This window comes from Hungatella sp. (assembly GCF_046966825.1).
Window position 1 is genome coordinate 1 of record NZ_JBKVCZ010000184.1, and the last position, 11,119, is coordinate 11,119.

General features: G+C 50.7%; 9 protein-coding genes. 5 read left to right on the plus strand and 4 right to left on the minus strand.

Annotated elements, in window-relative coordinates; translation table 11 throughout:
* Positions 1–16 precede the first annotated feature (16 nt).
* The 5 genes from ACLTD4_RS30850 to ACLTD4_RS30870 are packed head-to-tail and all read left to right on the plus strand — an operon-like array spanning position 17 to position 2,837.
* Positions 17–1,066 (plus strand): type II secretion system F family protein, encoded by a 1,050-nt coding sequence (locus tag ACLTD4_RS30850; protein ID WP_412331825.1) that lies wholly within the window; start codon positions 17–19, stop codon positions 1,064–1,066.
* Between the two features lie 11 nt (positions 1,067–1,077).
* On the plus strand, positions 1,078–1,428 hold the full coding sequence (locus ACLTD4_RS30855) for a hypothetical protein (RefSeq protein ID WP_006779248.1): 351 nt from the start codon (positions 1,078–1,080) through the stop codon (positions 1,426–1,428).
* Entirely contained in the window at positions 1,428–1,919 is a 492-nt protein-coding gene (locus ACLTD4_RS30860) for a DUF4860 domain-containing protein (protein ID WP_006779247.1), read from the plus strand. The genes ACLTD4_RS30855 and ACLTD4_RS30860 overlap by 1 nt, the downstream gene beginning before the upstream one ends.
* The gene (locus tag ACLTD4_RS30865) at positions 1,916–2,353 is read left to right on the plus strand and encodes a hypothetical protein (RefSeq protein ID WP_006779246.1); all 438 of its coding nucleotides are present in this window, start codon (positions 1,916–1,918) and stop codon (positions 2,351–2,353) included. Before ACLTD4_RS30860 ends, ACLTD4_RS30865 begins: the two co-directional genes overlap by 4 nt.
* A gap of 43 nt (positions 2,354–2,396) precedes the next feature.
* Positions 2,397–2,837 (plus strand): hypothetical protein, encoded by a 441-nt coding sequence (locus ACLTD4_RS30870; RefSeq protein WP_006779245.1) that lies wholly within the window; start codon positions 2,397–2,399, stop codon positions 2,835–2,837.
* A gap of 13 nt (positions 2,838–2,850) precedes the next feature.
* On the opposite strand, the gene ACLTD4_RS30875 is transcribed toward ACLTD4_RS30870, so the two are convergent.
* The 4 genes from ACLTD4_RS30875 to ACLTD4_RS30890 all read right to left on the minus strand — a co-directional run.
* The gene (locus ACLTD4_RS30875) at positions 2,851–3,669 is read right to left on the minus strand and encodes a class B sortase (RefSeq protein ID WP_006779244.1); all 819 of its coding nucleotides are present in this window, start codon (positions 3,667–3,669) and stop codon (positions 2,851–2,853) included.
* Positions 3,662–4,690: a pilin N-terminal domain-containing protein gene (locus tag ACLTD4_RS30880; protein ID WP_006779243.1), complete on the minus strand. Its 1,029-nt coding sequence runs from the start codon at positions 4,688–4,690 to the stop codon at positions 3,662–3,664. The genes ACLTD4_RS30875 and ACLTD4_RS30880 overlap by 8 nt, the downstream gene beginning before the upstream one ends.
* A 1-nt stretch (position 4,691) precedes the next feature.
* The gene (locus tag ACLTD4_RS30885; protein WP_006779242.1) at positions 4,692–5,594 is read right to left on the minus strand and encodes a class C sortase; all 903 of its coding nucleotides are present in this window, start codon (positions 5,592–5,594) and stop codon (positions 4,692–4,694) included.
* A 21-nt stretch (positions 5,595–5,615) separates the two neighbouring features.
* On the minus strand, positions 5,616–11,119 hold a 5,504-nt coding region (locus ACLTD4_RS30890; protein WP_412331826.1), incomplete at its 5' end, for an isopeptide-forming domain-containing fimbrial protein.

Here is an 11,119-nt window from a genome sequence, read left to right on the forward strand (position 1 = left end):
GTGTGGAGGTCTATCCATGAAAAAAGAAACATCACCATTTACCGGTCTGAAATTGGCCGGTTTCTGTATGCAGGTTTCCATCCTGCTGAAATCTGCCGTTCCTCTCTATGAGGGACTGCAGGTTATGGCGGAAGATTCAGACCGGGAAGAAGAAAAAGCAATTCTTTCCGATATGGCTGACAAAGTCCAAATCGGATTTCCCTTCGGCCAGGCCGTCACCGAATCAAGCGCATTTCCTGCCTACGTCTTACATATGATTCAACTGGGAGAGCGGACCGGCACTCTGGATATCACGCTGGAACGGCTTTCTTCTTATTATGAAAAAGAATATTATATGGCTGAAAATATCAGAAAAGCCATCACCTATCCTGCCATGATGATTCTCATGCTCCTCATCATCTTATTCGTCCTGTTTACCAGGGTAATGCCGGTCTTCTCGGACGTCTCTGAGCAGATGGGGACAACGATTCCTCCCGCGGCCGCGGCTGCCATCCATTTTGGCGGTATCTTAAGCGGGTTCGCGCTCCTTGTGGCCGGCCTTCTCCTGATATTCGTCTTTATCAGCTGGATATTCGGGAAAAATGGCAGACAGTCCGCCTTCACCCGTTCCCTGATGGAAAAAATCAAATCCCGCTCCAAAATTGCCCGCGCCTCCGCTGACCGAAGGCTCTGCAGCGTCATGGCCATGACCTTTGGCTGCGGTCTCGACACCTCCGACGGCCTTGCCATGGCGGAAACGCTTGTGGACAACAAACAGGTGGAGGACGGTATCCGTATCTGCAAGGAAGCCCTGTCCAGTGGCAGCAGTTTTTTTGACTCCGTCAAGGACGCCGGTCTTTTCTCCGGCTTCGAGCTGCAGCTGGTGCGTGTGGGAAGCCGGGCCGGACAGCTGGAGATCGTCATGGGGGAACTGGAAAAGGAATATGACAGAAAGGCTTCCGAGGCCATTGAATCCATGATAGCCCGCCTGGAACCAACCATCGTATCCATCCTCGCCGCGGCTGTGGGGCTGGTGCTTCTATCGGTGATGCTTCCGTTAGCCGGTATTTTATCCACCATCGGATAAGGAGAATATTTATGCTGCATGTTGAAGTTCCCAAACGCAGAAACCCTGTCTGGGGGTATCTGCTGTCAATTTTATTATTCCTGCTTCTCCTGCTCCTGTTCTTGTACGGTGTCAGGGCTATTGCCGCGCGGACGGACGAAGACCGGCTGCACGCGCTGTCAGATACCGTGAAACGGGCCAGCGTGGAATGCTATGCCATCGAGGGGCGTTATCCCCCCAGCGTGGAGTATTTAGAGGAGCATTACGGCGTTGTCATCGACCACAGCCGTTACCACGTGTTTTATGACGGATGGGCCAGCAATGTCATGCCTGATATCACCATTCTTCCGGCCGAAAAGCAGGAAGGGAAAGGGAGGCAGTGATGAAAAAATCCAATTCTTATGATGTTCTTTTTTCCCTGCTTCTCCTCCTTGTGTTCCTTCTGTGCAGCATGTTTACCATCCTGATTGGAAGCCGCGTATACGAAAATATCCGCGCCAACAACAATGCCTCCTTCTATTCTGACACGGCCGTCAGCTATGTCACCAACAAAGTACGGCAGGCCGACAGGGCTGGCAGTGTGGAAGTCCGGGAGATCGACGGATGCAGTGTCCTGGTGCTCTCCTCCTCTACCAATGGGCTTCAATGTGAAACCTGGATTTACACCTTAAACGGCGTCTTGAAGGAGCTGTATGCAGAAAAGGACAGCGGACTGACCGTGGAGGATGGGCTGGATATCATGGAATGTACCTCCCTGGATTTTACGCTTCAGGAAACCACCAATCAGCTCACCATCCATTTAGAGACCGAGCCATCCGACATCACGGCCCGCCTGCTGCTTCGAAGTGAGCCGAAAGGAGGCGTTGAATCATGAACCGAAGACCTGCCTCCTCTGCCTTCCTGCTGGAAATGCTGTGGGTATGCGGCTTTTTCGCTCTGGCCTCCTGTATCTTTGTCATGGCATTTGTCAAAGCCGATACCATGAGCCGCGGAGCCAGAAATTTAAATCAGGCGGTGACCGCCGCCGAAACCGCGCTGGAAGATACCTTTGCCGGATATCATAACCATGACCAGTCCATGGCCGGTATCAAAGACGTGGATACAAAAACCATCTATTATGACCGGAACTGGCACGTCACGGAGGACACCTCTTCCAATGCCAAATCTGTGCCGGAAGACGCTGCATTTTCCATCATCGTCACATCACAGCCAAACGGCAATCTTTTGGAGGTCACTGCCGAAGTATTCAGTATCTCTGGGGAACCGATTTATACGTTGAAAGGGGCTCACTATGTGCCCCTTTCTTGAGAAAGATGTTAAGAAGAAAGAAACGATTTAGAAAGGGTAAACCATGAAACAGAAAATCAATATCGGAACCGCTTCCATTATTTTGATTTTTATCATACTCTGTCTGTCCGTCTTTGCACTGCTGGGTCTCAGCGATGCCAGGGGCGCCCAGGTATTTGCCAAACGCCGGGCGGATTCGGTGAGCGCATTTTATCAGACCGACGCGCTGGGACAGGCTTACATCGGCCAGGTGGCGGCCGCGTTGAAAGACGGCTCCACCGCTTCCGAGGCCGCCGCCCAGGCATTATCCATTCTGCCTGAGGGTTCTCTCTCCTCGGAGGGGGAGGAAGGGCAGCTCATCTGCGAGATTCCCATGTCCGCCGGTCAGTCCCTGCATATCGAACTGGATGGAAGCAATGCCTCCGTAAACGCCTACTACGTTTACAACAGTGTGGACTATGCCATCGACAACCATCTGCCCGTCTGGACTGGCGATGAGTCATGAGAACCAGATGACGCTATCCCTGTTTCTTCCTGGCCACCACCAGCAGACGCCCGTCTTTCTGGGTATATTCGCAGGTGGTAAGCGTCAGTAACTGCTCCGGCCACTGTGCATCAACCCCGGTTTCATAGAAGGTGTGTTCCTTCACGTAGCGAACCAGATTCTCATAGTCTTCCTCCGTTCTGGCTGCCAGGGTGGCGGTAAATTCACCGTTTAACTGGGCCGCCGGAAGACGGACGGCGCCTATAATCTCGTAACTTCCAAATTCATTTTCCGTATCAAATTCAACAAAGGGGTGCTCCTTATAGTATTCCTCAGAGCCGTATTGCTCCAGGGATGCAAACATGGAGCCATTTTTCATATGATGACCGTACAGAATGTAATTGGGGGAAACCGTTTCCTCCTCCGTAATCGTGCAGACGGCATCCATATAAATCATGCCGTAGGCCGAATACTCTCTGTCAAACCCTCTCCGGTAATAATAATCCGGCTCATCAAGAGTCTGCATAACCGGATAATCCACCGGCGTTCCCTCGATTCGAATCCATCCTATCATATCCGGATTTTCCACCATCAGGCGTTGGTAGCCTTCTCTTCTGGCCAGATGTTCCTCGTACTCCGCCGCTCTCACGGACGCTTCATCCATCTGGCTTTTCACCTCTTTGGAGAGAGTGTGGGGCATCTCTCCGCGGATTGCCATCACATTCTGCAAATCGCTCTCACTGTGCCGGTACGCGTTCTGCGTCGCCACAAAGGATACCGCAAAATAGACGAAGAAAATGGCGCCAAGCGCTGCCAAAATCGTACAGAGCCACCGTTTTATCTGATTACTCATCTGTCCTTTCTTCCTCTCCGGTGTACTTTTTCCGGCGGATGAAAGCGCCTCCGCCTACCAAAAGTGAAAGAATCATGCCGGCCGCATAACCACCGGCTCCCATGTCTCCCATTTTAGGCACGAACGGAAAGCCAGCCAGCGGAATCGGGTCATCTATGATTTCAATCAGTCCCGTTTCATCAGGTGGGGGTAAAAAGCTGGCTAAAGGCGGCGGTGTATCGACGATCGTGACGGTTTCTCCTTCTCCCGGACCTCCGCTGGAATTCCCGCCCGGACCACCCGGCCCGCCTGAACCTCCTGAATTGCCGGGGTTGTACGTGGGGGGTACGGTCTCCGGCGGCAGGGACTCTGTCGGCTGGGTTTCTGTTGGCTGGGTTTCTGTCGGCTGACTCTCCGTCGGCTGACTCTCCGATGGCTGACTCTCCGTCGGCTCACTTGTTGTCGTCTCACTTGTTGTCGGCTCCGTCTCAGGCACGGTGACCTCCAGCTTTGGAACAGCTGTCACATCATATTTCCAGCTAAGCACTCCATCTATATATTTCATCATCGGCAGCGCCACAAAAAACGGCTGTGACTTTACCGTGTAATCGGGATTCTTATTGCTGCTCTGAACAATCAAATACAATCCCTTATCCATGTCTTCCAGTTTGGCAGTTCCATTTTCATCAGTCTCTGCCGTGCGGTCCGCGTCGATTTGGTTTGCCTTCACAAAAGCCACCACCCTGGCCGCGCTCTTTTGCATTTCATCTGCCGTACTGCCATCCAGACTTTCCACATCCAGCCCGGAAGCGGCAAATGCTGCTGTCAAGGTATACTCGCCATCGCGGGGCATTTCCGCCACCTGATAAGCGCTCCATTCCAGTCCCGGTAACCCCTTATTCTCATGATGTGTCTGAATCGTCAGGGACGGCTTTGCTTCCTGCTCCGGCGCCGCCACAGCAGTCTGTACGGAGAGAGCTGCCAATAAAACTGCTATCCCCAAAGCGCTGATGGCTTTCCGTTTTACTGCCAATCGTTTCATATTATTTCCGCCTCCCTTTTTTCTTTCTTCTATGACGTTTCCATGTCCTTGTAACAACAGTCACTGCCAGGAGCGCCAACACAACGAACGCCGCCAGCACAACAATTCCCGCACCCACAACAGTCATCATCGTCGCGGATGACACAGCCGCGTTTAACTTTGGCGCGTTCTCGTCCGCGCTCTTAGCGGCTTCCTCGGCGGTTGTCACTTCGTAGGGGATTCTCACGCCTCTCACTAACAGCCGGTGGCTGTTAATTCCGTAAGGGGTACAGGTAAACAGCGTCATGTACTCCTCTCCCGGCACCGGGTCCAGTGAGGAAAGCTCCGTGGGTTCCACCACCTCAATCTTATCCACCTGATATGCCAGTATCCGGTTCAACACATGGAAGTAAAACACATCTCCCATCTGAACCTGGTCCAAATCGGTAAACATCTTGGCCGAAGGCAGTCCCCGGTGAGCTGAAATCACACTGTGGGTTCCCTCCCCTCCCACCGGCAGAGCCGAGCCATACAGATGACCGGCGCCTTTTTTCAGGGTCGCAGCTGAGGTTCCATGGTAAACAGGAAGGTAAACATCGATCACCGGAATGTCAATATAACCCATCAGGCCATTCACATTCAACAGGCTGTTATATTCCATATCATCCAGATAGGGTTCCACGGTACCGGTTTGAAATGGGTCGGTGGAAAGCGTATCGGACAATGTTTTGTTAAATGCCTCCGCCTCGGCTATCATGGCATTCATAGCCGTCTCATCGGTCTCCTTCACCTGTTTCTGGTATCCTTTGATGGAGGAGGCTGACTGAATCTGATGAACCGCGTCGCTGATCGACGGATAGGCAAAGATTCCCCCTCCCGCTATCAGCAGCAGGAGGGCAAGAATCAAAATTCCTTTTTTCTTCATAAGAGTTTCCTTACTGTCATTCTATTTGTTACTGATTCGTTTCTTTTTCTTTGATGCTTCCCATACGGTCCCCATGCAGACGCCAGCCATCAAAAGCAGTGACATGATCATAAGCGCCGCTCCACCTCTGTGGAAGATTCCCGTACCGATGCCGCCCGTCTCCGGTAAAAAGAAACTGCTTCTGGCATTGGTAAATGTGCAGTAATAATGGATGCCCTTTTTTGTCGTCTCCACGAAAGCCTGTGGCGGATTCTCCGGATTGAACAAGATGCTGTCCTTACCGTTTCCGCTGTTCACCTTGCCGTCAAAATCGGTAACCGTAACGTAATAGCCATCTGCTTTGACTTCTTTTATGCGGTAACCGTGGCCAGCTAAAACTGTGAATTCTGCCGTCTGCCCATGAGACAGGGTGAATCTTCCGTCTTCGTCACTGGATTCGGCTGTCGCTTGGCCATCTTCCGTTATCCGATTAAATGACATTCCGGACACATTCTGCCACTTCCCGGACACATATTCCTCAATGCTGAATGTGAACTGGTTCCCAGCTTCCTTGTCTGAATCCAGTTTGCTCTCCACCTTTTTCGTGACAGAAAGCTTCGCTGTGGGAATCTCAACTCCTACTTTGAGCGGTTCCACCGTAATCGTAGCACTATTGGCAGAGTCCTTCGCTTTGTAGGCATATCCGAAGGTATTCCACGCAATCAACTGCGTATCCAGATTTAAATCCTTCGCCTCAGGAAGTTTGGCCATAAATGTCAACACAATTGTGTCGCCCACCTTTACTTCATTCATCGCTTCATCAGAGATTTCCACCCGCAGACTGTCGGCGCCTTCCGGCGTTGCACGCCAGCCATCCGTGTACCCTGGCTCCCAATCAGACTGTGGAAGGGCCGAACCCTTACCAAAGTTCTTGCTCCAATCGGTATAAGTCACCAGAATATTGTCTTTGCTTATCTCTTTCCTCGTTCCGTCTGCTTTTTTCACGCTGACTGTTACATCAGGAGTATCGGCAAAGCGAACCGCGAAATCAGAATTTCTCTTCATGTTGTTTACGACACCGGTATCATTGATGGCCGGAAGCCGGTCTACAATCACCATATCCTTGATTCCACCGGTTACCTGGCTCTTCACGTTCAGCGTATACTTCACTTCGCTTCCCGCGTCGGCTATCACCGTATTGTTTCCCTGGTCTTTTCCGGAAGCGGTCTGCGTATGGTCGTTGAAGGTACCTGTGATTTCTTTCCAGGCTTCCGTCTGCCTGTCGTTCAGGAAAATGTCTACCGAGGCTTCCGCATGTACTGCATAAGCATAGCCATCCTCGTCTTTGACCAGTGTTCCGGCGCATGCTTCCTCAAAGGCGGCGCCATGAGGGATTAACTCTGCCTGATTGACATAGGTTCCGTATTTGGCGCCATCCTGGCCACCTTTCGTTCCAACCTGTACCGTCATCTTCCCTTTCACCGGGATGGACAGGTTCACTGATGTCTGCTGGGGCTCCCCTTCCGCTCCCGTAATCAGGTACTGGCCATCGCTCTGCTTCTCCACCTTCCAGCTGACAATTTGTCTTCCGTCGGCTCCGGTCTCCGTCATCGGTAATGGGAGGGAGACTTTTGCACCTGAAGCATTGGCTATATAGTTGCTGGCGGTATCACCTTCATTATAGCATAAGTCCAGAGGAAGGATATCTTTAATCGTGTAATTTTCGATTGGTCCCTTTGTGATATAGGAGTTGGTTCCATTATGGAGGGTCATGTTCCAGCGCAGCTCATGATTAGGAGCAATACCGACATTGTTTCCACCTTCCACATAGTCATACCATTTCCCTAAGGCCTCGTACTGTGTCAATTTCTTCTCAATACCCGGTGTGTAGATGCCTGTTGTGACAACGTCTGCCGTCGCCGTGATAATCTTATGCTGTTCGTCGGAATAACTTCTGCCGCCTACGACCTTGGTTAAGTCGCTCACCGGCTTCTCCGTTTCGATGTCCGTAATGGCCGCCTGATCTACAATAACTCCGGTTTTGTTGGTCAGGATAACTCCACTGTCAAAATTACCGGTTACCTGTGCAATGATGCCGTACACCGCACTCTTACCCGCTCCAATCTCCACAATATCGGCGATGCCATCACCCAGATTTTGTGTATAAAGTCTGGCTCTGTATACCGTATTGCTGACTAAATTGCCACCGTTTCCGTGTTTTACCGATGCCACCGCATTGTTATTCCATCCGGAACCGGTTGCATCATCATAGAACAGCCAGCTGGTATTTCCACTGTTTAAAGTTTTGGCATACGGACCTAAATTCAACGTATCCGTCTCATCCATCACTCCAGGCACTCTCGGATTTGACACATTACCCGCTCCATTAAATGCGTAGAATTGTCTGAATGTCATTCCCTCCGGCAGCCAGTCCTCAATCTCATAGATTCTTAAAGGCTCATCCCCTTCATTGTGAATCGTGATTCGATAGAATACATAATCGCCTGTTCCCACCTTCAGCGGAACTTCATCCGGGACATAACCGGAAGATTCCGTGCCGAGAACCGGATTGTTCCATTTGGCTTTCTTTAAATAGCTCTGGTTGTTCTTCGTCTCGAACTCTCTGGCTACCGCATACACTTCTTTCTCAATCGATGCCTTCTGCACATCATGATTGATTGCGATGGAAGCCGACGCCGTAACCGTATACTCCTTATCCCCATGGTTCAGCACGGCCTGGGCTTTGTTCTCCACAAACTGATTCTTCGCGTCATCGGGAATCACCAGATAGATGCGGAAATCTGCTGCCTCCGCCGCATTTAACTCTACCGGTAAATCAAGGGCCATTTTATCCGCTGAGATACCAATCATCTCCCAATTTCCGCCTGGCAGTTTCTTGAATACGGAGCCCTCCTGATGATTCAGGGTAGCCGTTGCATACTGCACGCTGGCTGTTCCGAATAAGTTGGCCACATCATCAGTCAGATTTGCTGTAAAAGCATGCTTTCCATTGTTGGTAAGTTTGATATTGTAGCACACCACATCACCGGCCCGGAATGATACGCTCTGGCTCACCGGATGCAGCAGACTGTTGTCCTCCGTGATCGCCCCCTGGGATCGGTTGATATAATAGGCTTTTTTCTCAATGGAAACGCCTATGGCATATGTTTCCGCATCCGACGGCTGGGTCCATTCTGAGTCCTTGTCACCGCCGCTTGCCTCCGCATGGTTTTTAATCTCGCCGTCCGTATTGACCGTGCCGCTCAATTTCATGGCCGTGCTGCGGTTATTGGGTGACAAGAGAACCCGGGCTGTCACGATAATACCGTTTTTCTGATTGATATTAGACACCTCAAGGGTTCCAGGTTTGGAATCCTTATTTTCATATGTCTTCAGTACTTTGCCATCCCTGTCCGTTATAGTTATCGTCGCCTGGGAAGGGATTTCTGTTATCTTTGTCAGAGTAACCTCTGATGGCCACTCATCCTTTAAGGTAATCCAATGGGAATTTCCCACGCCATCTGCCAGGGAAGCATTCAATGTATAAACCAGACCACCACCCATGGCCGGTGTTTTACCATCTGAGCTTTCTACGTCTTTATCGAACTTTAAGTCCTCCGCCCGCAGGGTGTTTAAGTTTACAAATACCGTAGCATCTCCAAATGCCAGCCGATTGCCGGTAGTTCCGCTTCGGAACAGCTCCGCTTTGTTTAATAGCGTGGTTCCAATCGCACCATTCAGGAAATTTTCTTTCTCCTTCACCTGGGCTTTGAATATAATTGTGGCCTGCCCGCCTGACGGTATTAAGATTTCATCCCATGTCTTGGTGTTATTTTCTGCCTTCACATCCGTATAGCTTTCGCTGCCAAGCTCCGTCCCATTGACAGTCACTTTGATGGTCTCGACACTGTCGGTATCCAGGCCATCTGGCAGGGTATCCGTAATGCGGAACTTCTCACTGATATAACCGCTGTTTTTGGCCGTCAGTTTATAATAAACCCAGGAACCCGGTTCAAACACCTTATTGTCGCCAGTGGCCGCTGTCTTGCACTCCTCATCCGTAAAGGCTGACTTCTGGAGGGAGTACTCTGCCTTTGTGGTCAGGTTTTTCTGCGCCGTGCTGTGGTGATTGGTTAAACCGTCATTGGGTTCCTCCTGTGCGCCTTCCTCGTGCATGATGGAGTAGGCATCGAATTCCACTCTGTTTTTGATGGAAGGTGGATTGTCTGATTCTTCACAGACAATGACGTCCTTCGCATTTTTTATCATATTGCCCAGTCCCAAATATACATTTAAGGTATCTGCTGCAATATCTGCCATATCCCTGGCTTCCAGTCCATTTAATGAATCGTTTTGAACCGTATAGGTCACATCAAATCCGATTACCTGGTTGGTGGATGGGTCATTGTTTAAATAGACTGGCACTGCAATACCCGTATCATTTTTAGCGCCCGGAATTCTAAGGCCCAGCACTTTCGTAACCGTCTTCCCGTTCTTTGCTAAGAACCATTCTCCCTTCAAATAATTGCCGTTTTTCTCCTGCTGCTCTTTCAGTTCATACCCGTTCACATCCAGATAGAAGCCGTCAAACCTCATCACATCATGCATCGTGTATTCTTTTGTATAGAGCAGTCCTGTGTCTTTTGAGTAATTCTTCTGACTGGACAGTTGATAGACGATCTCATCACTCACTCCGGTGCCTGCCGCCAGATTGCCCATGCTGGAAGAACTGTTTTTGGTAACATTCTTCCAGTAAAACTCTGCCGTGCTGGTCACGGTAATCGGTTCGCCCTCGATTAAAACAGAATCATCCCCAGGGCCGCTGCCTTTGTAGCCATCCTCCAGCGCCTGTTTATTTAAAATCCCAGGAGTCGCCGTAATCGTCGAACCGTCGGGAGTGATTCCGTTGTGAAAACGGAATGGCATGGGCAGGTTTGTGATGGCGGTACCACCATTTTTAATTCCGAACACCGCCAGTTTTTCCGATGGTGAGTAGTAGAACACGTTGGTTCCTTCTGTAACCATCACCCAGTCTTCCTGACCGGCCGCTCCCGGATTCTCGCTTGATTCCAGTAAACTCCGAATCTCCTCCCATTCCTCTTTCCTGTCGTTCTCCAGCCGCTCTACCTTCACCGCGGTGCTGGAACTCTCCGGCCCGGTGATTCCTTCATAGTCCTGGCCTTTGTTATCTTTGATGTCAAACTTGATTGTAAAATATGCGCTTGGCGGAAGCTGGTCATCGATAACGCTGTAATCTGCCGCGGCATAGATGATGGCAATGTCCCCGGACGGTACGCTCTCTACCTCCGTAAACACATTAACCTGTGCCACTTTTCCACCGGTATTTCGGCCGTTAGACGCAACTGCCACTCCAAATCCGCCGGCCGGAATCAACATGGCCGGTCCTTCTGCCCTTGTCTCATCCAGGTCATTGATTGCTTCTCCCGGCGTGGCAATTTTCCCTTTCTGCTTCAGCAGGCCGCCCAGCTCTTTCTCTCCCAGTTCATCCCGGAAGAATTCTTCAAAGGTTTCTCCTGTGTATGTAA

Coding starts and splice junctions, on each gene's coding strand:
- ACLTD4_RS30850 (WP_412331825.1), top strand. CDS start 17: ATGAAAAAAGAAACATCACCATTTACCGGTCTGAAATTGGCCGGTTTC.
- ACLTD4_RS30855 (WP_006779248.1), top strand. CDS start 1,078: ATGCTGCATGTTGAAGTTCCCAAACGCAGAAACCCTGTCTGGGGGTAT.
- ACLTD4_RS30860 (WP_006779247.1), top strand. CDS start 1,428: ATGAAAAAATCCAATTCTTATGATGTTCTTTTTTCCCTGCTTCTCCTC.
- ACLTD4_RS30865 (WP_006779246.1), top strand. CDS start 1,916: ATGAACCGAAGACCTGCCTCCTCTGCCTTCCTGCTGGAAATGCTGTGG.
- ACLTD4_RS30870 (WP_006779245.1), top strand. CDS start 2,397: ATGAAACAGAAAATCAATATCGGAACCGCTTCCATTATTTTGATTTTT.
- ACLTD4_RS30875 (WP_006779244.1), bottom strand. CDS start 3,669: ATGAGTAATCAGATAAAACGGTGGCTCTGTACGATTTTGGCAGCGCTT.
- ACLTD4_RS30880 (WP_006779243.1), bottom strand. CDS start 4,690: ATGAAACGATTGGCAGTAAAACGGAAAGCCATCAGCGCTTTGGGGATA.
- ACLTD4_RS30885 (WP_006779242.1), bottom strand. CDS start 5,594: ATGAAGAAAAAAGGAATTTTGATTCTTGCCCTCCTGCTGCTGATAGCG.